We start from the raw sequence: 25,185 nt of genomic DNA on the forward strand, positions 1-25,185 counted from the left end.
TACCTGGCCCTTCGCCCGGCCCTTCGCGGCGCCCCGTCAGCCAAGGAGCAGATCATGAACCAAGAGGTCATGAATCTTTTCAACCAGCAGGCTCAGCCTCAGAGCTTCGACCAGATCAAGATCTCGATCTCGTCGCCTGAGAAGATCCTGTCCTGGTCCTACGGCGAGATCAAGAAGCCCGAGACCATCAACTACCGCACGTTCAAGCCCGAGCGTGACGGCTTGTTCTGCGCCCGGATCTTCGGGCCGATCAAGGACTACGAGTGCTTGTGCGGCAAGTACAAGCGCATGAAGTACAAGGGCGTGATCTGCGAGAAGTGCGGCGTCGAGGTGACCCTCGCGCGCGTCCGTCGCGACCGCATGGGTCATATCGAGCTCGCCGCGCCCGTCGCCCATATCTGGTTCCTGAAGTCGCTGCCGAGCCGCATCGGCCTGCTGCTCGACATGGCGCTCAAGGACCTCGAGCGCATCCTGTACTTCGAGTCCTACGTCGTCATCGAGCCGGGCCTCACCCCCCTGAAGGAGCGTCAGCTCCTCTCGGAGGAGGAGTACCTGCGCGCCCAGGAGGAGTACGGCGAGGACAGCTTCACCGCCATGATCGGCGCGGAGGCGATCCGGCGCATCCTGCAGGAGCTCGACCTCGACAAGATCGCGGCCGACCTGCGCGAGGAGATCGCCACCACCACCTCCGAGCTGAAGCCCAAGAAGCTGCTCAAGCGCCTCAAGATCATCGAGGCGTTCCAGCTCTCGGGCAACCGGCCCGAATGGATGATCCTGACCGTCGTGCCGGTCATCCCGCCGGATCTGCGCCCGCTCGTCCCGCTCGACGGCGGCCGCTTCGCGACCTCGGACCTCAACGACCTCTATCGCCGCGTCATCAACCGCAATAACCGCCTGAAGCGGCTGATCGAGCTGCGCGCCCCGGACATCATCATCCGCAACGAGAAGCGGATGCTGCAGGAGGCGGTCGACGCGCTGTTCGACAACGGCCGGCGCGGCCGCGTCATCACGGGCGCCAACAAGCGCCCGCTGAAGTCGCTCGCCGACATGCTGAAGGGCAAGCAGGGCCGGTTCCGCCAGAACCTGCTCGGCAAGCGCGTGGACTATTCCGGCCGCTCGGTCATCGTGGTCGGTCCGGAGCTGAAGCTGCACCAGTGCGGGCTGCCGAAGAAGATGGCGCTCGAGCTGTTCAAGCCGTTCATCTACGCGCGCCTCGACGCCAAGGGCTTCTCGGCCACGGTGAAGCAGGCGAAGAAGCTCGTCGAGAAGGAGAAGCCGGAGGTCTGGGACATCCTGGACGAGGTGATCCGCGAGCATCCCGTCATGCTGAACCGGGCGCCGACGTTGCACCGCCTCGGCATCCAGGCCTTCGAGCCGAAGCTGATCGAGGGCAAGGCGATCCAGCTGCACCCGCTGGTCTGCGCCGCGTTCAACGCCGACTTCGACGGCGACCAGATGGCCGTGCACGTCCCGCTGTCGCTCGAGGCGCAGCTGGAAGCGCGCGTCCTGATGATGTCGACGAACAACATCCTGCACCCGGCGAACGGCGCGCCGATCATCGTGCCGTCGCAGGACATCGTGCTCGGCCTGTACTACCTGTCGATCGTCGCCGACGGCTCGCCGGGTGAGCACAAGCCGAACGACCCGAAGAACCCGATGAAGGGCGTGTTCGGCAATTTCGGCGAGCTCGAGCACGCGCTCGCGGCCCGCACCGTCACGCTGCACACCAAGATCAAGTGGCGCTGGAAAGGCCTCGATTCCGAAGGGAACGAGGTCACCCGGATCTACGACACCACGCCGGGCCGCGTGATCCTGTCGAGCGTGCTTCCGCGCCACAAGCGCGTCCCCTTCGACGTCGTCAACAAGCTGATGACGAAGAAGGAGATCTCGGCGATGATCGACACCGTCTACCGCCATTGCGGTCAGAAGGAGTCGGTGATCTTCTGCGACCGGATCATGGGTCTCGGCTTCATCCACGCCTTCCGCGCCGGCATCTCGTTCGGCAAGGACGACATGGTGGTGCCGGACAACAAGTGGTCGATCGTCGATGAGACCCGCTCGCTCGTGAAGGATTACGAGCAGCAGTACCAGGACGGCCTGATCACCCAGGGCGAGAAGTACAACAAGGTCGTGGACGCCTGGGCCAAGTGCTCCGACCGTCTCGCCGGCGAGATGATGAACCGCATCTCGTCCGTGCAGAAGGACGAGCACGGCGCCGACAAGCAGGTCAACTCGATCTACATGATGAGCCACTCGGGCGCCCGTGGCTCGCCGGCGCAGATGAAGCAGCTCGCGGCTATGCGCGGTCTGATGGCCAAACCCTCCGGCGAGATCATCGAGACCCCGATCATCTCGAACTTCAAGGAAGGCCTGGACGTGCTCGAGTACTTCAACTCGACGCACGGCGCCCGCAAGGGCCTCGCCGATACCGCGCTCAAGACCGCCAACTCCGGGTACCTGACCCGCCGCCTCGTCGACGTGGCGCAGGACGCGGTGATCCGCGAGGTGGATTGCGGCACCGAGAGCGGCATCCGGATGCGCGCGATCATCGATGCCGGCCAGGTCGTGGCCTCGCTGGCGACCCGCATCCTCGGCCGTGCCACGGCCGAGGACCTGGTCGCCAATGACGGCTCGATCATCGTCGCCAAGGGCGAGACGATCGAGGAGAAGCACCTCGAGCCGATCACGAAGGCCGGCATCCAGGAGGTGAAGATCCGCTCGGTCCTGGTCTGCGCGACCCGGAACGGCGTCTGCGCCACCTGCTACGGGCGCGACCTCGCCCGCGGCACGCCCGTCAACATGGGCGAGGCCGTCGGCGTGATCGCGGCGCAGTCGATCGGCGAGCCGGGCACCCAGCTCACGATGCGCACCTTCCACATCGGCGGTGCGGCGCAGATCGCCGACTCGTCCTTCATCGAGTCGAGCTTCGAGGGCACGGTCAAGATCCGCAACCGCGGTCTCGCCCGCAACTCGGACGGCGACCTGATCGCCACCGGCCGCAACGTGGCGGTCGTGATCGTCGGGCCGGACGGCACCGAGCGGGCGGTCCACCGCCTGCAATACGGCGCCCGCGTGCGGGTCGACGAAGGCGACGCGATCAAGCGCGGCCAGCGCATTGCCGAGTGGGACCCCTATACCCGGCCGATCCTGACCGAGATCGACGGCATCGTCGCCTACGAGGACCTGATCGACGGCCAGTCGATCACCGAGACGACCGACGAGTCGACGGGCATCGCCAAGCGCGTCGTCATCGACTGGCGCGGCTCGGCGCGGACGGCGGACCTGCGTCCGGCGATCGCGGTTCACGACCAGAACGGTCGGGTGCAGAAGCTGCCGCGCGGCTCGGACGCGCGCTCGCTCCTGCCGGTCGAGGCGATCATCGGCGTCGATCCGGGCACCCGGGTCAAGGCCGGCGACATCCTCGCCCGCGTCTCGACCGAGAGCGCCAAGACCCGCGACATCACCGGCGGTCTGCCGCGGGTGGCGGAGCTGTTCGAGGCGCGCCGGCCCAAGGACGCGGCGATCATCGCCGAGAAGTCCGGCACGATCTCGTTCGGGCGCGACTACAAGAACAAGCGCCGCCTGAGCCTGACCCCGCACGACGGCTCCGAGCCGGTGGAGTACCTGATCCCGAAGGGCAAGCACATCCACCTGCAGGACGGCGACGTGGTCGAGCTGGGCGACTTTATCGTCGACGGCAACCCGGCGCCGCACGACATCCTGGCGATCAAGGGCGTCGAGGAGCTGGCCGCGTACCTCGTCAACGAGATCCAGGAGGTCTACCGGCTGCAGGGCGTGTCGATCAACGACAAGCACATCGAGGTGATCGTCCGGCAGATGCTGCAGAAGGTGGAGATCACCGACGGCGGCGATTCCGAGATCCTGACCGGCGACCAGATCGACCGGATGGAGCTGGCGGAGATCAACGAGCAGCTGCTCGCCGAGGGCAAGAAGCCGGTCCAGGGCGTCCCCGTCCTGCTCGGCATCACCAAGGCCTCGCTGCAGACCCGCTCGTTCATCTCGGCGGCCTCGTTCCAGGAGACCACCCGCGTCCTCACCGAGGCGGCGGTCAACGGCAAGGTCGACAACCTCGAGGGCTTGAAGGAGAACGTCATCGTCGGCTCGCTGATCCCGGCGGGCACCGGCGCGATGATCTCCGACATCAAGTCGATCGCGCGCCGGCGCGACGGCCTGATCATGGCCCAGAAGTCGGCCGAGAGCGGCGCGGCGGTGGCCGAGCACCTCCCGGCGGCCGAGTAGGGCAGGGGGCTCCCGACGGCGGGCGTCGGCGCCCGCCGGACCCGATTGAAAAAGGCCGGCGCTCCCTCGCGGGGGCGCCGGCCTTTTCGCGTAAGCAGCCAAGCTTTAAGGGAAAGTTTCCGCTTGACGTCCGTGTGACGAGACCGTAATAGCCCCTCCTACTGAACGGCTGGCCGTAGGCGACAGCTGATCGACGTGCCCCTCGTGCCTCGATCCAAGTCTCCTAAACGCGACCGAACTTCAACGACTGACACGTGTCAGACCGGCATGATCGCTGGGGCCTTGCCCCCGGTGGTCCTCTGCTCGCATGGCGCGCCAAAGGCTGGTTTCAGCCTGGGGCGCGATTTGCGTTGCGCTTCTTCCCGAAGCGACGGTCGTTCAGACGAGATTTAGCGAAACGACGGTCGCCAGGACGGCGACGCGTTGCGAGAGGAATGGCATGCCGACGATCAACCAGCTGATCGCCAATCCGCGGAAGGCGCAGAAGGCCCGCAACAAGGTGCCGGCCCTCGATGCCTGCCCGCAGAAGCGCGGCGTCTGCACCCGCGTCTACACCACGACCCCGAAGAAGCCGAACTCGGCGCTCCGCAAGGTCGCCAAGGTGCGCCTGACCAACGGCTTCGAGGTCATCGGCTACATCCCGGGCGAGGGTCACAACCTTCAGGAGCACTCCGTGGTGATGATCCGCGGCGGCCGCGTGAAGGATCTTCCGGGCGTGCGCTACCACATCCTGCGCGGCGTTCTCGATACCCAGGGCGTCAAGAACCGCAAGCAGCGCCGCTCGAAGTACGGCGCCAAGCGTCCGAAGTAAGTCGACGCGGACCGGTACCTATATCGCCTGTCCCGCAAGGATGTCGCCGGCCTTCTGGCTCAGGCGGCCTGCGTGGGGCACAACAGTTGATTTTTAGAACTTAAGACGGAGCGAGCGATGTCCCGCCGCCACAGCGCCGAGAAGCGCGAGATCATCCCCGACGCCAAGTACGGCGACATCGTCCTCACCAAGTTCATGAACTCGGTGATGTACGAGGGCAAGAAGTCGGTCGCCGAGAGCATCGTCTACGGCGCGTTCGACATCATCGAAGCCCGCGCCAAGGCGAACCCGATCGAGGTGTTCCGCGCCGCCCTCGACAACGTCGCCCCGGCGATCGAGGTCCGCTCCCGCCGCGTCGGCGGCGCGACCTACCAGGTCCCGGTCGAGGTCCGCACCGAGCGCCGCCAGGCGCTGGCGATCCGCTGGCTGATCCAGGCCGCCCGTTCGCGCAACGACCGCACCATGGTCGAGCGTCTCTCCGCCGAGCTGCTCGACGCCGCCAACAACCGCGGCAATGCCGTGAAGAAGCGCGAGGACACCCACCGGATGGCCGAGGCCAACCGCGCGTTCTCGCACTATCGCTGGTAAACGCTGCCTCGCCGCCGCCCTTCGGGTGCGGCGGCCCCCTTCTTCAGGAGCCCCCCGATGCCCCGCACGCACGCGATCGAGGACTACCGCAACTTCGGCATCATGGCCCACATCGATGCCGGCAAGACCACGACGACCGAGCGGATCCTCTACTACACCGGCAAGTCCCATAAGATCGGCGAGGTCCATGAGGGCGCCGCCACCATGGACTGGATGGAGCAGGAGCAGGAGCGTGGCATCACGATCACCTCGGCTGCGACCACCTGCTTCTGGCGCGACAAGCGTCTGAACATCATCGACACCCCCGGCCACGTCGACTTCACCATCGAAGTGGAGCGCTCGCTCCGCGTGCTCGACGGCGCCGTCTGCGTGCTCGACGGCAACCAGGGCGTCGAGCCGCAGACCGAGACGGTGTGGCGCCAGGCCGACAAGTACGACGTGCCGCGCATCGTGTTCGTCAACAAGATGGACAAGATCGGCGCCGACTTCTTCAAGTGCGTGGACGACATCATCGACCGCGTCGCCGGCAAGCCGGTCTGCCTGCAGCTGCCGATCGGCGCCGAGAGCTCCTTCAAGGGCGTGATCGACCTGATCAAGATGAAGGCAATCGTGTGGTCGGGTGAGGCGCTCGGCGCCAACTACTCCGAGGAGGAGATCCCGGCCGACCTTGCCGACCAGGCTGCGGAGTACCGCACCAAGCTCGTCGAGGCCTGCGTCGAGATGGACGACGACGCGATGGCCGCCTACCTCGACGGCACCGAGCCGGACGAGGACGCCATGCGCAAGCTGGTGCGGACCGCGGTGCAGCGCCGCGCCTTCCACCCGGTGATGTGCGGCTCGGCGTTCAAGAACAAGGGCGTGCAGCCCCTGCTCGACGGCGTCGTCGACTACCTGCCGTCTCCCGCCGACCGCGGCGAGATCAAGGGCATCGACTTCAAGACCGAGGAGGAGGTGGTCCGCCGGCCGCTCGACTCCGATCCCTTCTCCATGCTCGCCTTCAAGATCATGGACGATCCCCACGTCGGCACGATCACCTTCTGCCGCGTGTATTCGGGCAAGATCGACTCGGGCGCGAACGTCATCAACTCGACCCGCGACAAGAAGGAGCGGGTCGGCCGCATGCTCCTGATGCACGCGAACAACCGCGAGGACATCAAGGAGGCGTTCGCCGGTGACATCGTGGCGCTCGCGGGTCTCAAGGACACCCGCACCGGCGACACGCTGTGCGATCCGACCAAGGCCGTGATCCTCGAGAAGATGGAGTTCCCGGAGCCGGTCATCGAGATCGCCGTCGAGCCCAAGTCCAAGGCGGACCAGGAGAAGCTCGGCATCGCGCTCTCGAAGCTCGCCGCCGAGGATCCGTCCTTCCGGGTCTCCACGGACCAGGAGTCGGGCCAGACCATCCTGAAGGGGATGGGCGAGCTCCACCTCGACATCAAGGTCGACATCCTGAAGCGCACCTACAAGGTCGAGGCCAATATCGGCCAGCCGCAGGTTGCGTACCGGGAGAAGCTGACCAAGCGCACCGAGATCGACTACACCCACAAGAAGCAGACCGGTGGTACCGGCCAGTTCGCGCGGGTGAAGTTCGTGGTCGAGCCGAACGAGCCGGGTGCCGGCTACGCGTTCGAGTCGAAGATCGTCGGCGGCTCGGTGCCCAAGGAGTACATCCCGGGCGTCGAGAAGGGCCTCAACAGCGTGCTGACCGCCGGTATCCTGGCGGGCTTCCCGGTGGTCGACATCAAGGTGGAGCTGGTCGACGGCGCCTACCACGAGGTCGACTCCTCGGCGCTGGCCTTCGAGATCGCCTCGCGGGCGGCGCTCCGCGAGGCCCTGCAGAAGGGTGGCTCGGTGCTGCTCGAGCCGGTGATGAAGGTCGAGGTCGTGACCCCGGAGGACTATACCGGTTCGGTCATCGGCGACCTGAACTCCCGGCGCGGCCAGATCCAGGGCCAGGACATGCGCGGCAACGCCAACGTCATCAACGCGATGGTGCCGCTCGCCAACATGTTCGGCTACGTGAACCAGCTGCGCTCCTTCACCCAGGGTCGCGCAAACTTCACGATGCAGTTCGACCACTACGAAGAGGTCCCGCGCGGCGAGGCCGAGAAGGTGGTTGCCAAGTACGCCTGATGAGTTGGGCCTGATCTCAGGCCAGCTCGCAGCTTCGGTGCCCGCCATGGCGGGCACCACCTCGAGACTAAAACGCACGCATTCGATCGACGGAGTTTTGGCGATGGCCAAGGAAAAGTTTTCGCGGACGAAGCCGCACTGCAACATCGGCACCATTGGTCACGTTGACCATGGCAAGACCTCTCTGACCGCGGCGATCACGAAGGTCCTGGCCGAGTCGGGCGGCGCCACGTTCACGGCGTACGACCAGATCGACAAGGCGCCGGAGGAGAAAGCGCGCGGCATCACGATCTCGACGGCGCACGTCGAGTACGAGACGCCGAACCGTCACTACGCGCACGTCGACTGCCCCGGTCACGCCGACTACGTGAAGAACATGATCACGGGTGCCGCGCAGATGGACGGCGCGATCCTGGTGGTGTCGGCGGCCGACGGCCCGATGCCGCAGACGCGCGAGCACATCCTGCTCGCCCGCCAGGTCGGCGTGCCGGCGCTGGTGGTGTTCATGAACAAGGTCGACATGGTCGACGATCCGGAGCTTCTGGAGCTGGTCGAGCTCGAGGTGCGCGAGCTTCTGTCGAAGTACGACTTCCCGGGCGACGACATCCCGATCACCAAGGGCTCGGCGCTGTGCGCGCTGGAGAACCGCGAGCCGAAGATCGGCCACGAGGCGATCCTCGAGCTGATGAAGACGGTGGACGCCTACATCCCGCAGCCGGAGCGTCCGATCGACCTGCCGTTCCTGATGCCGATCGAGGACGTGTTCTCGATCTCGGGCCGCGGCACGGTGGTGACGGGCCGTGTCGAGCGCGGGATCGTGAAGGTCGGCGAGTCGGTGGAGATCGTGGGCATCCGCGCCACCACCACCACGACGGTGACCGGCGTCGAGATGTTCCGCAAGCTGCTCGATCAGGGGCAGGCTGGCGACAACGTCGGCGTTCTTCTGCGCGGCACGAAGCGCGAGGACGTGGAGCGCGGCCAGGTGGTGTGCAAGCCGGGTTCGGTGAAGCCGCACACGAAGTTCAAGGCCGAGGCGTACATCCTGACGAAGGAGGAGGGCGGGCGGCACACGCCGTTCTTCACGAACTACCGTCCGCAGTTCTACTTCCGGACGACGGACGTGACGGGCGTGTGCCAGCTGCCCGAGGGCACCGAGATGGTGATGCCGGGCGACAACGTGACGATGGACGTGACGCTGATCGTGCCGATCGCCATGGAGGAGAAGCTGCGCTTCGCCATCCGCGAAGGCGGCCGCACCGTCGGCGCCGGCGTCGTCGCCTCCATCACCGAGTAAGCGTCCAGGCGCTTCCACGAGCGGACAGGTGACGGGGCGGGCCTCGTGCCCGCCCCATCCCGTCGCGAGGTAGACATCACATGAACGGCCAGAATATCCGCATTCGCCTCAAGGCGTTCGATCATCGCATCCTGGACTCGTCGACCCGCGAGATCGTCTCGACGGCGAAGCGGACCGGAGCCCAGGTCCGCGGGCCGATCCCGCTGCCGACCCGGATCGAGCGCTTCACCGTCAACCGCTCGCCCCACATCGACAAGAAGTCGCGCGAGCAGTTCGAGATGCGCACCCACAAGCGCGTGCTCGACATCGTCGATCCGACGCCCCAGACCGTGGACGCGCTGATGAAGCTCGACCTCGCCGCCGGCGTCGACGTGGAGATCAAGCTCTGAGGACCCGCGGGTTCTTAGAGCTTCACTAGGCTGCGCGGGGGAGAACCATGCGCTCAGGAGTCATCGCACAGAAGGTCGGCATGACCCGCGTCTTCACGGACGCCGGCGAGCATGTTCCGGTCACGGTGCTCAAGGTCGATCAGTGCCAGGTGGTTGCCCACCGCACGGTCGAGAAGAACGGCTACGTCGCGCTCCAGGTGGGCGTCGGCAAGGCCAAGGTCAAGAACGTCACGAAGGCCCAGCGCGGCCATTTCGCCGTTGCGAAGGTCGAGCCGAAGCGCAAGCTGGCCGAGTTCCGCGTCAGCGAGGACGCGATCATCCCGGTCGGCGCCGAGATCACCGCGGACCACTTCCTGGCCGGTCAGTTCGTCGACGTGACGGGCACGACCACCGGTAAAGGTTTCGCCGGCGGCATGAAGCGCTGGAACTTCGGCGGTCTGCGCGCCACCCACGGCGTGTCGATCTCGCACCGTTCGATCGGTTCGACCGGCGGCCGTCAGGACCCGGGCAAGACCTTCAAGAACAAGAAGATGCCGGGCCATCTCGGCGTCGAGCGGGTGACGACCCAGAACCTGCGCGTCGTGCGCACCGACGTCGAGCGCGGCCTGATCCTGGTCGAGGGCTCGGTCCCGGGCGTCGACGGCGGCTGGATCTTCGTCCGCGACGCCGTGAAGCGCAAGCTGCCGGCCGATGCCCCGATGCCGGGCAAGTTCCGCGAGCAGACCGCTGCTTCGTCGGAGACCCCGTCTGAGGCTCAGGTCGAGGCTCCCGCGGCTCCGGCCACCGAGGAGAACGCGTGATGAAGTTCGAGATCACCACGCTCGACGGCGCCGAGGCCGGCTCGCTCGAGCTCGACGAGGCCATCTTCGGTCTCGAGCCCCGCGCCGACCTGCTGCAGCGCTGCGTCCGCTGGCAGCTCGCCAAGCGCCAGGCTGGGACGCACCAGACCAAGCAGCGCGGCGAGATCGCCCGCACGACCAAGAAGCTGTACAAGCAGAAGGGCACCGGTAACGCCCGTCACGGCGCTGCCTCCGCTCCGCAGTTCCGCGGCGGCGCCCGCGCCCACGGTCCGGTCACCCGCTCACACGCCCACGACCTGCCCAAGAAGGTCCGGGCGCTCGCGCTTCGCCACGCCCTCTCGGCCAAGGCCAAGAGCGCCGCGCTGATCGTCATGGACGATGCCCGCCTCGAGGAGGGCAAGACCAAGGCGCTCAAGGAGCGGTTCGGCAAGCTGTCGCTCTCGAACGCCCTGATCATCGGCGGCGCCGAGCTCGACCAGAACTTCGCCCGTGCGGCCCGCAACCTGCCGCAGATCGACGTCCTGCCGGTGCAGGGCATCAACGTCTACGACATCCTGCGCCGCGAGAAGCTCGTGCTGACCCGCGCCGCCGTCGATGCGCTGGAGGCGCGATTCAAATGAGCGCTGATCCGCGCCACTACGACGTGATCGTCTCCCCGGTGATCACCGAGAAGGCGACCAACCTCTCGGAGCTCAACAAGGTTGTGTTCCGGGTGGCCCCGAAGGCGACGAAGCCGCAGATCAAGGAAGCGGTGGAGAAGCTGTTCGAGGTCAAGGTGAAGAGCGTCAACACGCTCACCACCAAGGGCAAGACCAAGATGTTCCGCGGTCAGCGCGGCCAGCGTTCGGACGTGAAGAAGGCGATCGTGACCCTCGAAGAGGGTCAGAGCATCGACGTCACGACCGGGCTCTGAGGGGAACGGCGTAAGGGAACAAGCCAATGGCTTTGAAGACATTCAAGCCGGTCACGCCGAGCCTTCGCCAGCTCGTGATCGTGGACCGTTCGGAGCTCTACAAGGGCAAGCCGGTCAAGTCGCTGACGGTGGGCAAGTCGTCCAGCGGCGGCCGCAACAACCTCGGTCGCGTCACCGTGCGCTTCCGTGGCGGCGGCCACAAGCGGACGCTGCGCAACATCGACTTCAAGCGGCGTGAGCACGCCGGCAAGGTCGGCACCGTCGAGCGGATCGAGTACGATCCGAACCGCACGGCGTTCATCGCGCTGGTGTCTTACGAGGGTGGGGCGCAGAGCTACATCCTGGCGCCGCAGCGCGTGAAGGCCGGCGACCGGGTCGTCTCGGGCGAGCAGGTCGACATCAAGCCCGGCAACGCCATGCCGCTCGGCAACATGCCGGTCGGCACGATCGTGCACAACGTCGAGCTGAAGATCGGCAAGGGCGGGGCGATCGCCCGGTCCGCGGGCAACTACGCCCAGATCGTCGGCCGCGACCAGGGCTACGTCACGCTGCGCCTGAACTCGGGCGAGCAGCGCCTGGTGCACGGCCAGTGCTACGCCACCGTGGGCGCGGTCTCGAACCCCGACCACATGAACATCTCGCTCGGCAAGGCGGGCCGCAACCGCTGGCTCGGCCGGCGTCCGCACAACCGCGGCGTCGCCATGAACCCGATCGACCACCCGCACGGCGGCGGCGAGGGTCGCACCTCGGGCGGTCGTCATCCGGTCACGCCGTGGGGTATCCCCACCAAGGGCAAGAAGACCCGCTCGAACAAGCGCACCGACACGTTCATCGTGTCGAGCCGCCACAACCGCAAGAAGTAAGGGCTTCGTCCCATGGCACGTTCAATCTGGAAGGGGCCGTTCGTCGACGGCTACCTCCTCAAGAAGGCGGACGCCGCGCGCGGCGCGAGCCGCAACGAGGTGATCAAGATCTGGAGCCGTCGCTCCACGATCCTTCCGCATTTCGTTGGTCTGACCTTCGGGGTCTACAACGGGCAGAAGCACATTCCGGTCTACGTCTCCGAGGAAATGGTCGGTCACAAGTTCGGCGAGTTCTCGCCGACCCGTACCTTCCACGGTCACGCGGCCGACAAGAAGGCGAAGAGGCGCTGATATGGGCAAGGCAGCAGCACCCCGCGCGCTCCCCCAGAACGAGGCGAAGGCCGTCGCGCGCATGCTGCGCGTCAGCCCGCAGAAGCTGAACCTGGTGGCGCAGCTGATCCGCGGCAAGAAGGTCTCGACCGCTCTGGCCGACCTGCAGTTCTCGCGCAAGCGGATCGCGGTCGACGTCAAGAAGTGCCTCGAGAGCGCGATCGCCAACGCCGAGAACAACCACGACCTCGACGTGGACGATCTCGTCGTCAAGGAGGCCTATGTCGGCAAGGCGCTCGTCCTGAAGCGCTTCCACGCCCGCGCCCGCGGCCGTGGCGCCCGCATCCTGAAGCCGTTCGCGAACCTCACCATCGTGGTGCGGGAAGTCCCGGCCGAAGCCGCCTGAGGAGGAATCGATGGGCCAGAAAGTCAACCCGATCGGTCTCCGGCTCGGCATCAACCGGACCTGGGACTCGCGCTGGTACGCCAACAAGGGCGAGTACGCTCGCCTGATGCACGAGGACGTCGCGATCCGCAAAGCGCTGCTCAAGCAGCTCAAGCAGGCCGCGGTCTCCAAGATCGTCATTGAGCGCCCGCACAAGAAGTGCCGCGTCACCATCCACTCGGGCCGTCCGGGCGTGGTGATCGGCAAGAAGGGCGCGGACATCGAGAAGCTGCGCAAGCTGGTCAACTCGATGACCAAGGCCGACGTGACGATCAACATCGTCGAGGTGCGCAAGCCCGAGGTCGACGCCACCCTGGTGGCCGACTCGATCGCCCAGCAGCTCGAGCGCCGCGTCGCCTTCCGGCGCGCCATGAAGCGCGCCGTGCAGTCGGCGATGCGCCTCGGTGCCGAGGGCATCCGCATCAACTGCTCCGGCCGCCTCGGCGGCGCCGAGATCGCCCGGCTCGAGTGGTACCGCGAGGGCCGCGTGCCCCTGCATACCCTGCGCGCCGACGTCGATTACGGCACGGCCACGGCGTTCACCACCTACGGCACCTGCGGCATCAAGGTGTGGGTGTTCAAGGGCGAGATCCTCGAGCACGACCCGATGGCGCAGGACAAGCGCGCGCACGAGGAGGGCGGCCGTTCCGGCGGACGTCGCGACCGTGAGCGCGGCGAGCGCGGCGGACGGGACGCGGCCTAAGGGCCGCGCTTCCCCCGCCCTTCAGTTTTGAGAGGCTGCCATGCTGCAACCCAAGAAGACGAAGTTCCGCAAGCAGTTCAAGGGCCGCATCCACGGCTTCGCGAAGGGCGGAACCGACCTGAACTTCGGCGCCTACGGCCTCAAGGCCATGGAGCCGGAGCGGGTCACCGCGCGTCAGATCGAGGCGGCCCGCCGCGCGATCACCCGCGAGATGAAGCGTCAGGGCCGGGTCTGGATCCGGATCTTCCCCGACGTCCCCGTGACCGCGAAGCCGACCGAAGTCCGCATGGGCTCCGGCAAGGGCGCGCCCGAGTACTGGGCCGCCCGCGTGCATCCGGGCCGCATCATGTTCGAGATCGACGGCGTGGCCGAGGACATCGCCCGCGAGGCGCTGCGCCTGGGTGCCGCCAAGCTGCCGGTCCGCACGCGCTTCATCCAGCGCATCGCCGACTGAGGAGAATATTCGAGATGAAGTCGAGCCAGAGGCTGTCTGACCTGAGCGCGCTGTCGCCGGATCAGCTCGGCGAAGAGCTCCTGAACCTGAAGAAGGAGCAGTTCAACCTGCGCTTCCAGCGGGCCACGGGTCAGCTCGAGAACGTCGCCCGGGTGCGCGAAGTGCGCCGCGACATCGCCCGCGTCCGCACCCTGCAGCGCCAGAAGACGCTGCAGGCGGCGCAGGGCTAAGGGAGTTACCACCATGCCGAAGCGCGTGCTGCAGGGCGTCGTCGTCAGCGACAAGCAGGACAAGACCGTCGTCGTGAAGGTGGAGCGTCGCTTCACCCACCCGGTGATGAAGAAGACCATCCGCCGGTCGAAGAACTACCACGCTCACGACGAGAACAACGTGGCCAAGGTCGGCCAGACGGTGTTCATCGAGGAGTCGCGGCCCTATTCCAAGCTCAAGACCTGGAAGCTGGTCGAGGGCGAGGCCGCCGCGACCGCCGAGGCGTAAGACGGGGCGCCGTTTCGGCGCCCCTTCCGCGTCCAGCCGGAACGGAGCGCCTTCCGGCGTTCCGGCTCCTTGCCAACGAGGCCGATCCGGTGTAGACGGCCGGCCTCCACCGAAACATGAAGGGCGTGTGACGCGCTCCTCATCGCGTTCGTTGACCGCGCCAGTGCGTGAAAACGCGCTGCTGCGCGGTCTTTTAATGGACGGGGACGCGAGATCCCCATCAGGCTGCCGTCCGCCGGGCAATCGTGCCCGCCGGAGACCTGCCTGAAACAAGGAAAGGGCGTTAGGCCGTGATCCAGATGCAGACGAATCTGGACGTCGCCGACAATTCCGGCGCACGTCGCGTGATGTGCATCAAGGTACTCGGTGGTTCCAAGCGCAAGTATGCCGGCGTCGGCGACATCATCGTGGTGTCGGTGAAGGAGGCGATTCCGCGGGGCCGGGTGAAGAAGGGCGACGTCATGAAGGCGGTCGTCGTTCGTACCGCGAAGGACGTCCGTCGGGCCGACGGTTCGGTGATCCGCTTCGACCGCAATGCGGCCGTGCTGATCAACAACCAGAAGGAGCCGATCGGCACCCGTATCTTCGGGCCCGTGCCGCGCGAGCTGCGCGCTCGCAACCACATGAAGATCATCTCGCTGGCGCCGGAGGTGCTGTAATGGCTGCGAAGGTGAAGAAGGGCGACAAGGTCGTCGTCCTGACCGGCCGCGACAAGGGTCGCACCGGCGAGGTCATCCAGGTGATGCCGAAGGAAGATCGGGCCCTGGTCCGGGGGATCAACCTGGTGAAGCGCCACACGCGCCAGACCCAGACCACCGAGGGCGGGATCATCTCCAAGGAGGCGGCGATCCACCTGTCGAACCTGGCGGTCGCCGACCCCAAGGACGGCAAGCCCACCCGGGTCGGTTTTCGCATTCTGGAAGACGGGCGCAAGGTTCGCTTCGCGAAGCGCTCGGGAGATCTGATCGATGGCTGAGGCGCTGAAGGACGGCTACACGCCGCGGCTGAAGAAGCACTACGAGGAAGTGGTGCGTCCGAAGCTGATCGAGGAGTTCGGCTACACCAACCCGATGCAGGTGCCGACGATCGAGAAGATCGTCGTCAACATGGGCGTCGGCGAGTCGACCCAGGACTCCAAGAAGGCCACCGTGGCGGCCGAGGACCTCGGCCTGATCGTCGGCCAGAAGCCGGTGATCACCCGGGCCCGCAAGGCGATCGCGACCTTCAAGGTCCGCGAGAACATGCCGATCGGCTGCAAGGTCACGCTGCGCAAGCAGCGGATGTACGAGTTCATGGACCGCCTGATCACCATCGCGCTGCCGCGCGTGCGTGACTTCCGCGGCCTGAACCCCAAGTCCTTCGACGGCCGCGGCAACTACGCCCTCGGGATCAAGGAGCACCTGGTGTTCCCCGAGATCAACTACGACAAGGCCCAGAACACCTGGGGCATGGACATCGTCGTGGCGACCACCGCCAAGACCGATGCCGAGGCCCGGGCGCTCCTGAAGCACTTCAACTTCCCGTTCCGGCAGTGAGGGCCAACCGCCCCCATACGCGGACACTGGAGAGCTAGAACATGGCTAAGACGAGCAAGATCGAGAAGAACAAGCAGCGGCGGGAGCTGGTCAAGCGCTTCGCCCCGAAGCGCGAGGCGCTGCTGGCCACCGCCAACGACGAGTCGCTGTCGATGGAGGAGCGCTTCGAGGCGCGCCTCAAGCTGGCGGAGCTGCCCCGCAACTCCAGCGCGACCCGCATCCGCAACCGCTGCGAGATGACCGGCCGTCCCCGGGCTTACTACCGCAAGCTCGGCATCTCCCGCGTCGCCCTGCGCGACCTGGGATCCCGGGGTCTGATCCCGGGCCTGGTCAAGTCCAGCTGGTAAGGGGAGGGCGCCACAGATGATCAACGATCCCGTGGGCGATATGCTCACCCGCATCCGCAACGGCCAGATGCGTCGTCGCAACGTCGTGCAGACCCCCGGCTCCAAGCTGCGGGCCCGCGTCCTCGACGTGCTGAAGTCCGAGGGCTACATCCGCGACTACGCCACGACCGATTACGGCAACGGGCGCACCGAGTTCGCGATCGAACTCAAGTACTTCGACGGCCAGCCGGTGATCCGCTCGATCGAGCGCGTCTCCAAGCCGGGCCGCCGGGTCTACTCGTCGGTCGATACCCTGCCGCGCGTCGCCGACGGCCTGGGCATCACCATCGTCTCCACCCCTCAGGGCGTCATGGCCGACCACGAGGCGCGCGAGCGCAACGTCGGCGGCGAGGTGCTCTGCAAGGTCTTCTGACCTTCGGACCCTGACAGCCGAAAAGGAGAGACGAGCATGTCCCGCGTAGGCAAGAAGCCCGTGACCGTGCCGGCCGGCGTGACCGCCACCGTCGACGGCCAGAACGTGAAGATCAAGGGCCAGAAGGGCGAGCTGCAGTTCCGTGTCCCCGACCAGGTGTCGGTCAGCCACGAGAACGGCGCGATCTCGGTCCAGCCCCGGTCGCAGACCAAGGAGGCCCGCGCGATGTGGGGCCTCTCCCGCGCCCAGGTGTCGAACCTGGTCGAGGGCGTGACCAAGGGCTACGAGAAGAAGCTGGAGATCAACGGCGTCGGTTACCGCGCCGCGGTCGCCGGCAAGGTTCTCAAGCTGTCGCTCGGCTACAGCCACGACGTCGAGTACGCGATCCCCGAGGGGATCACGATCGCCACCCCGAAGCCGGTCGAGATCGTCGTCACCGGCATCGACAAGCAGCGCGTCGGCCAGGTCGCGGCGGAGATCCGCGATTATCGCGGCCCCGAGCCCTACAAGGGCAAGGGTGTGAAGTACGCCGGCGAGTTCATCTTCCGCAAGGAAGGCAAGAAGAAGTAAGGACGGCCGATGTCTCGCAAAATCGAACTGCTCGATCGGCGCCGCGCGCGCGTCCGGCGGGCGATCCGCAAGGCGGCCAACGGTCGTCCGCGGCTCTCGGTGTTCCGCTCCTCCAAGCAGATCTACGTCCAGGTCATCGACGACGCGACCGGCCACACCCTGGCCGCCGCCTCGAGCCTCGACAAGGACCTGCGCGCCCGCCTCAAGACCGGTGCCGACAAGGCCGCCGCGACCGAGGTCGGCAAGCTGGTGGCGGAGCGCGCCAAGGCGGCCGGCGTCAGCCAGGTCATCTTCGACCGCTCGGGCTACCTCTATCACGGCCGGGTCAAGGCCCTGGCCGATGCGGCCCGCGAGGGCGGCCTGGACTTCTGATCCCGGCAGGGGAGGGCGCCTCTTCGGGCGCCGCCCCGTCGCGGATCGGCACGATGTCCCATGAGGCGAGGGGGCCCTTGCGGCTCCCTCTCTCATTACGGCGGATGACATAAACAGCGAGCGGGACCGCCGCCCGCGTCAGTCGATGGACAACACACATGGCACGTGAGCGTGAGGGTCGTCGCCGCGACGACCGCGAGGAGCGCGACAGCGAGTTCGTGGACAAGCTCGTCCACATCAACCGCGTCGCCAAGGTGGTGAAGGGCGGCCGTCGCTTCGGCTTCGCGGCCCTCGTCGTCGTCGGCGACCAGAAGGGTCGCGTCGGTTTCGGTCACGGCAAGGCCCGTGAGGTCCCCGAGGCCATCCGCAAGGCCACGGAAGCCGCCAAGCGCGGTCTCGTCCGCGTGGCGCTGCGCGAGGGCCGCACCCTGCACCACGACGTGCAGGGCCGTCATGGCGCCGGCAAGGTCATCCTGCGCGCTGCGCCTGCCGGTACCGGCATCATCGCGGGCGGCCCGATGCGCGCCGTCTTCGAGACGCTCGGCATGCAGGACGTGGTGGCGAAGTCGCTCGGCTCGTCGAACCCCTACAACCTCGTGCGTGCCACCTTCGACGCGCTGAAGAACGAGGATTCGCCCCGTTCGGTCGCCGCGCGCCGCGGTCTCAAGGTCTCGGCCCTCCAGGCCCGCCGTCGCGACGCCGACTCGGCCGCCTCGGCCGATTCCGCCGACGCGGCGTAAGGGAGGCTCGGCATGACTGAGAAGACCGTCCGCGTGCAGCAGATCGGCTCGCCGATCCGCCGCGAGGCCAGCCAGCGTCAGACGCTGATCGGCCTGAAGCTGAACAAGATGCACCGTATCGCCGTCCTGCCCGACAACCCGTCGGTGCGCGGCATGATCGCGAAGGTGCATCACCTCGTGCGCGTTCTCGACGACGCGGCGTGAGGAGGGCACCATGAAGCTCAACGAAATCCGTGACAACGAAGGCGCAACCAAGAAGCGGATGCGCGTCGGCCGGGGCATCGGCTCCGGCAAGGGCAAGACCGCCGGCCGCGGCGTGAAGGGCCAGAAGGCGCGCTCCGGCGTCGCCATCAAGGGCTTCGAGGGCGGCCAGATGCCGCTCCACCGTCGCCTGCCCAAGCGCGGGTTCAACAACCCGGGCGCGACCGACCTCAACGAGGTCAATATCGGCCGCATCCAGCAGGCGGTCGATGCCGGCAAGCTCGATGCCTCCGCGCCGGTGACCCTCGAGGCGCTGATCGCCGCCGGCGTGGTCTCGAAGGCCCGCGACGGCGTCAAGATCCTCGGCGTCGGCGAGCTCACCGCCAAGCTGACCTTCCAGGTCTCCCGGGCGTCGAAGTCGGCGGTCGAGGCGATCGAGAAGGCCGGCGGCTCGGTGACCCAGTCGCTCGCGACCGCCGACGACGCGGTTGCGTCGGCGTAAGGCACACTTTAAGTCACCGATCATCGGCGGCGGCCCGTGCGACCAGCGCGTGGCCGCCGCTCGTGTTTTGGGGGGTGCTGACGCGCCCCTGACCGCGGCCCGCCGCGGATCCCGACCCTGAGGACACGCAACCCATGGCCTCTGCAGCCGAGCAGCTCGCCGCCAACCTCAACTTCGGCGCCATCGCCAAGGCCGAAGAGCTCAAGAAGCGGATCTGGTTCACCCTGGGCGCCCTGATCGTCTACCGGCTCGGGACCTACATCCCGCTGCCCGGCATCGATCCCGACGCGCTCCGCCAGAGCTTCGCGAACGCGCAGGGCGGCGTGCTCGGGCTGTTCAACATGTTCTCCGGCGGTGCCGTCGAGCGCATGGCGATCTTCGCGCTCAACATCATGCCGTACATCTCGGCGTCGATCATCGTGCAGCTGCTCACCTCGGTGGTGCCGTCGCTCGAGGCGCTGAAGAAGGAGGGCGAGTCGGGCCGCAAGGTGCTCAACCAGTACACCCGCTACCTCACGGTGGTGCTGGCGATCTTCCAGGCCTGGGGCATCGCGGTCGGCCTGCAGAGCTCCGGCGGCATCGTGCAGGATCCGGGGCCGTTCTTCCTCGTCTCGACCGTGATCACGCTCACCGGCGGCACGCTGTTCCTGATGTGGATCGGCGAGCAGATCACGTCGCGCGGCATCGGCAACGGCTCGTCGCTCATCATCTTCGCGGGCATCGTCGCGCACCTGCCGTCGGCGATCGCCGGCACGCTCGAGCTCGGGCGCCAGGGCGCGCTCTCGACGGTGGTGATCCTCGGCGTGGTGGTGATGGCCGCGGCCGTCGTCTACTTCATCGTGTTCATGGAGCGCGCGCAGCGCCGCCTCCTGATCAACTATCCCAAGCGCCAGGTCGGCAACCGGATGTACGAGGGCCAGACCTCGTTCCTGCCGCTCAAGCTCAACACCTCGGGCGTCATCCCGCCGATCTTCGCCTCGTCGCTGCTGCTGCTGCCGGCCACCGCCGCGAGCTTCCAGACCGATCCGAACGGCACCGGCATCATCGCCACCATGGCGACCTATCTCGGCCACGGCCGGCCGCTCTACATGCTGCTCTACGCGGCGCTGATCATCTTCTTCGCCTTCTTCTACACGGCGGTGGTGTTCAACCCGCAGGAGACGGCGGACAACCTGAAGAAGCATGGTGGCTTCATTCCGGGCATCCGTCCGGGCGAGCGCACCGCCGAGTTCATCGACAAGGTCCTGTCGCGCATCACCGTGATCGGCGCGGCCTACCTGACGGTGATCTGCCTCATCCCGGAGATCCTGGTCTCCTACGCCTCGCTGCCGTTCTACTTCGGCGGCACCTCGCTCCTGATCGTGGTCTCGGTGACCATGGACACCGTGGCGCAGGTCCACGGCCATCTGCTGGCGCACCAGTACGAGGGCCTGGTGAAGAAGGCGAAGCTGCGCGGCGCCCGCCGGCGCTGACGACCGCGACCGACGACGAGCGCCCGGGCCGGCACAACCGGCCCGGGCGCCCTTGCGTCGGGGCTGGGGCTTGGCGCATGGTCGGATAACGGCCGGGCAGGGTCTCGGGCTAGAACAAGCAGACAGAGGCCGCGCCCCGGGAGGCAAGGATCCCGTGCGGGACGCGGTGGAGGGGAGTGACAGGTTATGCGGATCATTCTGCTCGGCCCGCCCGGCGCCGGGAAAGGCACCCAATCGGCGCGGATCGTCGAGCGGTTCGGAATCCCGCAGCTCTCGACCGGCGACATGCTGCGCGCCGCGGTGGCGGCCGGCACCCCGGTCGGCCTCAAGGCGAAGGCCCTGATGGAGAGCGGGGCGCTGGTCTCCGACGACATCGTGATCGGCATCGTCGCCGACCGGATCGAGGAACAGGACGCCCGCAGCGGCTTCATCCTCGACGGCTTCCCGCGCACGGTGGCACAGGCCGTCGCCCTCGAGACGATGCTGGCCGAGAAGGGCTTGGCGCTCGACGCGGTGATCGAGTTCAAGGTCGACGAGGACGCGCTGGTCGGGCGCATCGCCAAGCGCGCCGCCGAGACCGAGGCCCGCGGCGAGCCGGTGCGCAAGGACGACACGCCGGAGGTGTTCAAGACCCGGCTCGAGGCCTACCGCACCCAGACCGCGCCGCTCTCGGCGCACTATGCCGGGACCGGCCTCCTGCGCCAGGTCGACGGCATGGCGCCGATCGACGAGGTGACGAAGCAGCTCGAAGCGCTGCTCGCGCCGTTCCAGGCGGTGTCGGCGTGACGCAGGGCCTGAGTTGACAACGGTTCGCGCCCGCGCTAGTGGGCGCTCCTTCGTTCAGACCCGGACGGCCCGGCGTGCCTCTCTGGAGGCCGCTCCGGGCCGATTTGCCGTCGGGACGACGCGCAGGGGCCGGGACTCCACCGGACGCGCGTGACACCAGGACACCGTCCGGGCTCGAGAGCCCTGGACGCGATGGAGAGCAGGAACACCATGGCCCGTATCGCCGGCGTCAACATCCCGACCAACAAGCGCGTCGTCATCGCGCTCCAGTACATCCACGGCATCGGTGCCAAGAAGGCCGAGGAGATCACCGAGAAGGTCGGCATCCCGGCCGAGCGTCGCGTGAACCAGCTCACCGACGCCGAGGTGCTGCAGATCCGCGAGACGATCGACCGCGACTACGTCGTCGAGGGCGACCTGCGCCGCGAAGTCTCGATGAACATCAAGCGCCTGATGGATCTCGGCTGCTACCGTGGCCTGCGCCACCGTCGCAACCTGCCGGTCCGCGGCCAGCGCACCCACACCAACGCCCGCACCCGCAAGGGCAAGGCGAAGCCGATCGCCGGCAAGAAGAAGTAAGCCGCGATCCGCGTACGATCGGCGGGGTCGTTTCGTAGGCTCCCGCCCGACACCGGCGGCGCGCGAGCGCCGTCACCGCTACTCGTGAGAGACGTCCCGAGCGCCTGGCACCACGGGCGCGCCTGAAGGATCGAAAGACAGTATGGCCAAGGAAGCAACCCGCGTCCGTCGTCGCGAACGCAAGAACATCGTGTCGGGCGTCGCCCACGTGAACGCCTCGTTCAACAACACGATGATCACCATCACGGACGCTCAGGGCAACACGATCTCGTGGTCGTCGGCCGGCGCCATGGGCTTCAAGGGCTCCCGCAAGTCGACCCCCTACGCCGCGCAGGTCGCGGCCGAGGATGCCGGCCGCAAGGCCGCCGAGCACGGCATGCGTACCCTCGAGGTCGAGGTCTCGGGCCCCGGCTCGGGCCGCGAGTCGGCCCTGCGCGCGCTCCAGGCGGCGGGCTTCACGGTGACGTCGATCCGCGACGTGACCCCGATCCCGCATAACGGCTGCCGCCCGCGCAAGCGCCGCCGCGTCTGATCGTCCCCGGTGCCGGGGGGCTCCTCTGAGCCCTCCGGCCGCCTGCGAAGAGGATCGTGTGTCGACACCCCGCACAGCCGACATCGTCCGGCCCGGCGTCCTCCCCTGGACGCTGGGCGATCGCGTTGTGGTCGCCCTCAACGACGGCCATCTCGCGGCGTCGCTCGGGCTGGTGCAGGGGATTCCCGCCGACGAGGCCTCGGGCCTCCAGGAACGTGGTTTCCGCAGTGTCGAGGCGCCGCGGATCTCCGTCAACGCCTTCCTGATCCTCGGCGGGCCGGCGCCGGTCCTGGTCGATGCCGGGATGGGGCTAGGCGGTCCCGCCTCGCTCGGGCATCTGCCGAAGGCGCTCGGCGCCTGTGGCGTGGCCCCGGGCGACATCGGAACCGTGCTGGTGACCCATCTGCATTCCGACCATATCGGCGGACTGATGGGGCCGGACGGTGCCGCCCTCTACCCGAATGCCGAGGTGGTGATCCCGGAGGCCGAGGCCGCCTACTGGCTCGCCGACGGGGCCGAGGGGCGGGCGCCGGAGGGGGCGAAGGCGGGGTTTCGCCGCGCTCGCGCGCTCGTCGGCGCCTATGGCGACCGGATCCGCCGGGCCGGCGCGGGCGAGGTGCTCCCGGGGATCGAGGCGATCCTGGCACCCGGCCACACGCCCGGCCACACCGCCTACCGGGTCCAGTCGGGCGACCACTCGCTGCTGATCTGGGGCGACGTGGTGCATCTGCCGGCGATCCAGCTGGCCCGGCCGGAGGCCGGCGTCTCCTTCGACGTGGACGGCGCGACGGCCGCCGCCACGCGCAAACGCATCCTCGACCAAGCGGCGGCGGAACGCCTCCTGGTCGCCGGGATGCATCTCGAGTTTCCGGCCCTCGGCAAGGTCCGGCGCGACGGCGCCGGCTTCGCCTGGGTCCCGGAGCAGTGGAGCGCGGCGTCCTGACCGCCCCTGCTTCGGACGCGTGAGAGATCAGGACGGCGGTGTCTCCCGGGCGCGGGGGAGACCGCGAGGGGAGGGCCCTCCAGGCCGCCCCGGTGTAAGTTGGCGAGAGGTGCGAACGTGGTCATTCAGAAGAACTGGCAAGAGCTGATCAAGCCGAACAAGCTCGAAGTCACCCCCGGGCACGACCCGAAGCGGATCGCCACCGTGGTGGCCGAGCCGCTGGAGCGCGGCTTCGGCACCACCCTCGGCAATTCGCTGCGCCGGGTGCTCCTCTCCTCGCTCCAGGGCGCGGCCGTCACCTCGGTCCACATCGACGGCGTGCTGCACGAGTTCTCGTCGATCCCGGGCGTGCGCGAGGATGTCACCGACATCGTCCTCAACATCAAGACGATCGCCATCCGCTCGTCGAGCGACACCCCGAAGCGCATGACCCTGCGCAAGACCGGCCCGGGCCTCGTCACCGCGGGCGACATCGCCACGGTCGGCGACGTGCAGATCCTCAACCCCGACCTGGTGCTCTGCACCCTGGACGACGGGGCCGAGATCCGCATGGAGTTCACCGTGTCGGCCGGCAAGGGCTACGTCCCGGCCGAGCGCAACCGGCCCGAGGACGCGCCGATCGGCCTGATCCCGGTCGACGCGCTGTTCTCGCCGGTCACCAAGGTGTCCTACCGCATCGAGAACACCCGCGAGGGCCAGGATCTCGACAAGGACAAGCTGACCATGACGGTCGAGACCAACGGCGCGGTCTCGCCCGAGGACGCGCTGGCCTACGCTGCCCGCATCATCCAGGACCAGCTCCAGATCTTCGTGAACTTCGAGGAGCCCCGCAAGGAGGAGGCCGCGCCGCTCGCGCCGCAGCTGCCCTTCAACCCGGCCCTGCTCAAGAAGGTCGACGAGCTTGAGCTCTCGGTCCGCTCGGCCAACTGCCTCAAGAACGACAACATCGTCTATATCGGCGACCTCATCCAGAAGACCGAAGCCGAGATGCTGCGCACGCCGAACTTCGGCCGCAAGTCGCTCAACGAGATCAAGGAAGTGCTGGCCGCGATGGGCCTGCACCTCGGCATGGACGTGCCCGGCTGGCCGCCGGAGAACATCGAGGACCTGGCCAAGCGCTTCGAGGAGCACTACTAGGCCGCAAGCGGCGGCGCAGGATCATCCTGCGCCGCCACTCCGGATGCGCCTCGATCCGCGGCGCATCCGGAGTGGCGGGAATCCGCACTCACCACAAAGGACGGCCGACCCGTGGCACGGCGGCCGAGAACCAATAGGAGAGAGCCATGCGTCACGGTTTCCGGGGTCGCCGTTTCAATCGCACCGTCGAGCATCGCAAGGCGATGTTCTCGAACATGTCGGCCGCGCTGATCAAGCACGAGCAGATCATCACCACCCTGCCGAAGGCCAAGGACCTGCGTCCCGTGGTCGAGAAGCTGATCACCCTCGGCAAGCGCGGCGACCTGCACGCCCGCCGTCAGGCGATCGCGGCGCTTCGCGGTGACGAGGTGATGGTCAAGAAGCTGTTCGACGTGCTCGGCCCCCGCTACGAGAGCCGCCCGGGCGGCTATTGCCGCATCATGAAGGCGGGCTTCCGCTACGGCGACAACGCCCCCATGGCGGTGATCGAGTTCGTCGATCGCGACGTCGACGCCCGCGGCAAGGATTCCGGCCCGGTCCAGGTCTCCGACGAGACCCCCGCCGAGTAAGCCGCGACCCGGCTCGACTGTCCTTGAAGGCGGCCCGCGAGGGCCGCCTTTTTCGTCTCGGCCTGAA

General features: G+C 67.5%; 33 protein-coding genes. All 33 read left to right on the top strand.

The genetic code is table 11. The features are described 5' to 3' along the window. Positions 1-54: 54 nt before the first annotated feature. The 33 genes from rpoC to rplQ all read left to right on the top strand — a co-directional run bounded on the left by rpoC (position 55) and on the right by rplQ (position 25,118). The gene (rpoC, locus tag DK412_RS22355) at positions 55-4,260 is read left to right on the top strand and encodes a DNA-directed RNA polymerase subunit beta' (protein ID WP_109973757.1); all 4,206 of its coding nucleotides are present in this window, start codon (positions 55-57) and stop codon (positions 4,258-4,260) included. Positions 4,261-4,699: 439 nt separating this feature from the next. Beyond that, a complete protein-coding gene (gene rpsL / locus DK412_RS22360) occupies positions 4,700-5,071 on the top strand; it encodes a 30S ribosomal protein S12 (RefSeq protein WP_048429408.1) in 372 nt (123 codons plus the stop codon). Between the two features lie 117 nt (positions 5,072-5,188). Further along, entirely contained in the window at positions 5,189-5,659 is a 471-nt protein-coding gene (gene rpsG / locus DK412_RS22365; protein ID WP_093571353.1) for a 30S ribosomal protein S7, read from the top strand. Positions 5,660-5,716: 57 nt separating this feature from the next. Continuing rightward, positions 5,717-7,792, top strand: a complete 2,076-nt coding sequence (fusA, locus tag DK412_RS22370; protein WP_109973758.1) for an elongation factor G — start codon at positions 5,717-5,719, stop codon at positions 7,790-7,792. 103 nt (positions 7,793-7,895) lie between these two features. Further along, entirely contained in the window at positions 7,896-9,086 is a 1,191-nt protein-coding gene (tuf, locus tag DK412_RS22375) for an elongation factor Tu (RefSeq protein ID WP_109973750.1), read from the top strand. A gap of 80 nt (positions 9,087-9,166) precedes the next feature. Continuing rightward, complete coding sequence (gene rpsJ / locus DK412_RS22380; RefSeq protein WP_012330343.1) at positions 9,167-9,475, top strand: 30S ribosomal protein S10; 309 nt, start codon at positions 9,167-9,169, stop codon at positions 9,473-9,475. A 47-nt stretch (positions 9,476-9,522) separates the two neighbouring features. Continuing rightward, a complete protein-coding gene (gene rplC, locus DK412_RS22385; protein ID WP_109973759.1) occupies positions 9,523-10,275 on the top strand; it encodes a 50S ribosomal protein L3 in 753 nt (250 codons plus the stop codon). Beyond that, on the top strand, positions 10,275-10,895 hold the full coding sequence (gene rplD, locus DK412_RS22390; protein ID WP_109973760.1) for a 50S ribosomal protein L4: 621 nt from the start codon (positions 10,275-10,277) through the stop codon (positions 10,893-10,895). The genes rplC and rplD overlap by 1 nt, the downstream gene beginning before the upstream one ends. Then, a complete protein-coding gene (locus DK412_RS22395) occupies positions 10,892-11,188 on the top strand; it encodes a 50S ribosomal protein L23 (protein ID WP_093569152.1) in 297 nt (98 codons plus the stop codon). Before rplD ends, DK412_RS22395 begins: the two co-directional genes overlap by 4 nt. 26 nt (positions 11,189-11,214) lie before the next feature. Continuing rightward, positions 11,215-12,051 carry a 50S ribosomal protein L2 gene (gene rplB / locus DK412_RS22400; RefSeq protein ID WP_109973761.1) on the top strand — a complete coding sequence of 279 codons (837 nt, stop codon included), beginning with the start codon at positions 11,215-11,217 and terminating at the stop codon, positions 12,049-12,051. Between the two features lie 12 nt (positions 12,052-12,063). Beyond that, positions 12,064-12,342, top strand: a complete 279-nt coding sequence (gene rpsS, locus DK412_RS22405) for a 30S ribosomal protein S19 (RefSeq protein ID WP_048444829.1) — start codon at positions 12,064-12,066, stop codon at positions 12,340-12,342. Position 12,343: 1 nt separating this feature from the next. Next, on the top strand, positions 12,344-12,727 hold the full coding sequence (gene rplV, locus DK412_RS22410; protein WP_048444830.1) for a 50S ribosomal protein L22: 384 nt from the start codon (positions 12,344-12,346) through the stop codon (positions 12,725-12,727). A 10-nt stretch (positions 12,728-12,737) separates the two neighbouring features. After that, entirely contained in the window at positions 12,738-13,469 is a 732-nt protein-coding gene (gene rpsC / locus DK412_RS22415; RefSeq protein WP_093569150.1) for a 30S ribosomal protein S3, read from the top strand. Between the two features lie 40 nt (positions 13,470-13,509). Then, a complete protein-coding gene (gene rplP / locus DK412_RS22420; RefSeq protein ID WP_109973762.1) occupies positions 13,510-13,923 on the top strand; it encodes a 50S ribosomal protein L16 in 414 nt (137 codons plus the stop codon). A 14-nt stretch (positions 13,924-13,937) separates the two neighbouring features. After that, on the top strand, positions 13,938-14,153 hold the full coding sequence (gene rpmC, locus DK412_RS22425; RefSeq protein WP_048425821.1) for a 50S ribosomal protein L29: 216 nt from the start codon (positions 13,938-13,940) through the stop codon (positions 14,151-14,153). A gap of 13 nt (positions 14,154-14,166) precedes the next feature. Further along, positions 14,167-14,421, top strand: a complete 255-nt coding sequence (rpsQ, locus tag DK412_RS22430; RefSeq protein ID WP_109973763.1) for a 30S ribosomal protein S17 — start codon at positions 14,167-14,169, stop codon at positions 14,419-14,421. Between the two features lie 290 nt (positions 14,422-14,711). Continuing rightward, positions 14,712-15,080, top strand: coding sequence for a 50S ribosomal protein L14 (rplN, locus tag DK412_RS22435; RefSeq protein ID WP_048425823.1), 369 nt, complete (start codon positions 14,712-14,714; stop codon positions 15,078-15,080). Beyond that, positions 15,080-15,397, top strand: a complete 318-nt coding sequence (rplX, locus tag DK412_RS22440) for a 50S ribosomal protein L24 (protein WP_093569147.1) — start codon at positions 15,080-15,082, stop codon at positions 15,395-15,397. The genes rplN and rplX overlap by 1 nt, the downstream gene beginning before the upstream one ends. Next, the gene (rplE, locus tag DK412_RS22445) at positions 15,390-15,956 is read left to right on the top strand and encodes a 50S ribosomal protein L5 (RefSeq protein ID WP_048425825.1); all 567 of its coding nucleotides are present in this window, start codon (positions 15,390-15,392) and stop codon (positions 15,954-15,956) included. Before rplX ends, rplE begins: the two co-directional genes overlap by 8 nt. A gap of 41 nt (positions 15,957-15,997) precedes the next feature. Further along, a complete protein-coding gene (rpsN, locus tag DK412_RS22450; protein WP_048431920.1) occupies positions 15,998-16,303 on the top strand; it encodes a 30S ribosomal protein S14 in 306 nt (101 codons plus the stop codon). Between the two features lie 16 nt (positions 16,304-16,319). Further along, entirely contained in the window at positions 16,320-16,715 is a 396-nt protein-coding gene (gene rpsH, locus DK412_RS22455) for a 30S ribosomal protein S8 (RefSeq protein WP_048425827.1), read from the top strand. 36 nt (positions 16,716-16,751) lie between these two features. Continuing rightward, the gene (gene rplF, locus DK412_RS22460) at positions 16,752-17,285 is read left to right on the top strand and encodes a 50S ribosomal protein L6 (protein ID WP_109973764.1); all 534 of its coding nucleotides are present in this window, start codon (positions 16,752-16,754) and stop codon (positions 17,283-17,285) included. A 9-nt stretch (positions 17,286-17,294) separates the two neighbouring features. Then, positions 17,295-17,657: a 50S ribosomal protein L18 gene (gene rplR / locus DK412_RS22465; protein WP_048450468.1), complete on the top strand. Its 363-nt coding sequence runs from the start codon at positions 17,295-17,297 to the stop codon at positions 17,655-17,657. A gap of 158 nt (positions 17,658-17,815) precedes the next feature. Then, positions 17,816-18,397 carry a 30S ribosomal protein S5 gene (rpsE, locus tag DK412_RS22470; protein WP_048425830.1) on the top strand — a complete coding sequence of 194 codons (582 nt, stop codon included), beginning with the start codon at positions 17,816-17,818 and terminating at the stop codon, positions 18,395-18,397. Positions 18,398-18,409: 12 nt separating this feature from the next. Beyond that, entirely contained in the window at positions 18,410-18,601 is a 192-nt protein-coding gene (gene rpmD / locus DK412_RS22475; protein ID WP_093569144.1) for a 50S ribosomal protein L30, read from the top strand. 10 nt (positions 18,602-18,611) lie between these two features. After that, entirely contained in the window at positions 18,612-19,100 is a 489-nt protein-coding gene (rplO, locus tag DK412_RS22480) for a 50S ribosomal protein L15 (RefSeq protein WP_048450469.1), read from the top strand. 134 nt (positions 19,101-19,234) lie between these two features. Next, complete coding sequence (gene secY / locus DK412_RS22485; protein WP_048450470.1) at positions 19,235-20,572, top strand: preprotein translocase subunit SecY; 1,338 nt, start codon at positions 19,235-19,237, stop codon at positions 20,570-20,572. Positions 20,573-20,758: 186 nt separating this feature from the next. Next, complete coding sequence (locus tag DK412_RS22490) at positions 20,759-21,358, top strand: adenylate kinase (protein WP_109973765.1); 600 nt, start codon at positions 20,759-20,761, stop codon at positions 21,356-21,358. Between the two features lie 210 nt (positions 21,359-21,568). Continuing rightward, positions 21,569-21,937: a 30S ribosomal protein S13 gene (gene rpsM / locus DK412_RS22495; RefSeq protein ID WP_048425835.1), complete on the top strand. Its 369-nt coding sequence runs from the start codon at positions 21,569-21,571 to the stop codon at positions 21,935-21,937. Between the two features lie 142 nt (positions 21,938-22,079). Further along, the gene (gene rpsK / locus DK412_RS22500) at positions 22,080-22,469 is read left to right on the top strand and encodes a 30S ribosomal protein S11 (protein ID WP_015928609.1); all 390 of its coding nucleotides are present in this window, start codon (positions 22,080-22,082) and stop codon (positions 22,467-22,469) included. 58 nt (positions 22,470-22,527) lie between these two features. Beyond that, complete coding sequence (locus DK412_RS22505; RefSeq protein ID WP_245447179.1) at positions 22,528-23,412, top strand: MBL fold metallo-hydrolase; 885 nt, start codon at positions 22,528-22,530, stop codon at positions 23,410-23,412. 117 nt (positions 23,413-23,529) lie between these two features. After that, positions 23,530-24,549, top strand: coding sequence for a DNA-directed RNA polymerase subunit alpha (locus DK412_RS22510; RefSeq protein ID WP_093569141.1), 1,020 nt, complete (start codon positions 23,530-23,532; stop codon positions 24,547-24,549). 146 nt (positions 24,550-24,695) lie between these two features. Continuing rightward, positions 24,696-25,118: a 50S ribosomal protein L17 gene (gene rplQ / locus DK412_RS22515; protein ID WP_093569140.1), complete on the top strand. Its 423-nt coding sequence runs from the start codon at positions 24,696-24,698 to the stop codon at positions 25,116-25,118. The last annotated feature ends 67 nt before the right edge of the window (positions 25,119-25,185 follow it).

The organism is Methylobacterium sp. 17Sr1-1, assembly GCF_003173775.1.
Classification (GTDB): domain Bacteria; phylum Pseudomonadota; class Alphaproteobacteria; order Rhizobiales; family Beijerinckiaceae; genus Methylobacterium.

What these genes read in the sequence shown, in the direction of transcription:
- rpoC (WP_109973757.1), top strand. Translation starts at nt 55, where the DNA reads ATGAACCAAGAGGTCATGAATCTTTTCAACCAGCAGGCTCAGCCTCAG.
- rpsL (WP_048429408.1), top strand. Translation starts at nt 4,700, where the DNA reads ATGCCGACGATCAACCAGCTGATCGCCAATCCGCGGAAGGCGCAGAAG.
- rpsG (WP_093571353.1), top strand. Translation starts at nt 5,189, where the DNA reads ATGTCCCGCCGCCACAGCGCCGAGAAGCGCGAGATCATCCCCGACGCC.
- fusA (WP_109973758.1), top strand. Translation starts at nt 5,717, where the DNA reads ATGCCCCGCACGCACGCGATCGAGGACTACCGCAACTTCGGCATCATG.
- tuf (WP_109973750.1), top strand. Translation starts at nt 7,896, where the DNA reads ATGGCCAAGGAAAAGTTTTCGCGGACGAAGCCGCACTGCAACATCGGC.
- rpsJ (WP_012330343.1), top strand. Translation starts at nt 9,167, where the DNA reads ATGAACGGCCAGAATATCCGCATTCGCCTCAAGGCGTTCGATCATCGC.
- rplC (WP_109973759.1), top strand. Translation starts at nt 9,523, where the DNA reads ATGCGCTCAGGAGTCATCGCACAGAAGGTCGGCATGACCCGCGTCTTC.
- rplD (WP_109973760.1), top strand. Translation starts at nt 10,275, where the DNA reads ATGAAGTTCGAGATCACCACGCTCGACGGCGCCGAGGCCGGCTCGCTC.
- DK412_RS22395 (WP_093569152.1), top strand. Translation starts at nt 10,892, where the DNA reads ATGAGCGCTGATCCGCGCCACTACGACGTGATCGTCTCCCCGGTGATC.
- rplB (WP_109973761.1), top strand. Translation starts at nt 11,215, where the DNA reads ATGGCTTTGAAGACATTCAAGCCGGTCACGCCGAGCCTTCGCCAGCTC.
- rpsS (WP_048444829.1), top strand. Translation starts at nt 12,064, where the DNA reads ATGGCACGTTCAATCTGGAAGGGGCCGTTCGTCGACGGCTACCTCCTC.
- rplV (WP_048444830.1), top strand. Translation starts at nt 12,344, where the DNA reads ATGGGCAAGGCAGCAGCACCCCGCGCGCTCCCCCAGAACGAGGCGAAG.
- rpsC (WP_093569150.1), top strand. Translation starts at nt 12,738, where the DNA reads ATGGGCCAGAAAGTCAACCCGATCGGTCTCCGGCTCGGCATCAACCGG.
- rplP (WP_109973762.1), top strand. Translation starts at nt 13,510, where the DNA reads ATGCTGCAACCCAAGAAGACGAAGTTCCGCAAGCAGTTCAAGGGCCGC.
- rpmC (WP_048425821.1), top strand. Translation starts at nt 13,938, where the DNA reads ATGAAGTCGAGCCAGAGGCTGTCTGACCTGAGCGCGCTGTCGCCGGAT.
- rpsQ (WP_109973763.1), top strand. Translation starts at nt 14,167, where the DNA reads ATGCCGAAGCGCGTGCTGCAGGGCGTCGTCGTCAGCGACAAGCAGGAC.
- rplX (WP_093569147.1), top strand. Translation starts at nt 15,080, where the DNA reads ATGGCTGCGAAGGTGAAGAAGGGCGACAAGGTCGTCGTCCTGACCGGC.
- rplE (WP_048425825.1), top strand. Translation starts at nt 15,390, where the DNA reads ATGGCTGAGGCGCTGAAGGACGGCTACACGCCGCGGCTGAAGAAGCAC.
- rpsN (WP_048431920.1), top strand. Translation starts at nt 15,998, where the DNA reads ATGGCTAAGACGAGCAAGATCGAGAAGAACAAGCAGCGGCGGGAGCTG.
- rpsH (WP_048425827.1), top strand. Translation starts at nt 16,320, where the DNA reads ATGATCAACGATCCCGTGGGCGATATGCTCACCCGCATCCGCAACGGC.
- rplF (WP_109973764.1), top strand. Translation starts at nt 16,752, where the DNA reads ATGTCCCGCGTAGGCAAGAAGCCCGTGACCGTGCCGGCCGGCGTGACC.
- rplR (WP_048450468.1), top strand. Translation starts at nt 17,295, where the DNA reads ATGTCTCGCAAAATCGAACTGCTCGATCGGCGCCGCGCGCGCGTCCGG.
- rpsE (WP_048425830.1), top strand. Translation starts at nt 17,816, where the DNA reads ATGGCACGTGAGCGTGAGGGTCGTCGCCGCGACGACCGCGAGGAGCGC.
- rpmD (WP_093569144.1), top strand. Translation starts at nt 18,410, where the DNA reads ATGACTGAGAAGACCGTCCGCGTGCAGCAGATCGGCTCGCCGATCCGC.
- rplO (WP_048450469.1), top strand. Translation starts at nt 18,612, where the DNA reads ATGAAGCTCAACGAAATCCGTGACAACGAAGGCGCAACCAAGAAGCGG.
- secY (WP_048450470.1), top strand. Translation starts at nt 19,235, where the DNA reads ATGGCCTCTGCAGCCGAGCAGCTCGCCGCCAACCTCAACTTCGGCGCC.
- DK412_RS22490 (WP_109973765.1), top strand. Translation starts at nt 20,759, where the DNA reads ATGCGGATCATTCTGCTCGGCCCGCCCGGCGCCGGGAAAGGCACCCAA.
- rpsM (WP_048425835.1), top strand. Translation starts at nt 21,569, where the DNA reads ATGGCCCGTATCGCCGGCGTCAACATCCCGACCAACAAGCGCGTCGTC.
- rpsK (WP_015928609.1), top strand. Translation starts at nt 22,080, where the DNA reads ATGGCCAAGGAAGCAACCCGCGTCCGTCGTCGCGAACGCAAGAACATC.
- rplQ (WP_093569140.1), top strand. Translation starts at nt 24,696, where the DNA reads ATGCGTCACGGTTTCCGGGGTCGCCGTTTCAATCGCACCGTCGAGCAT.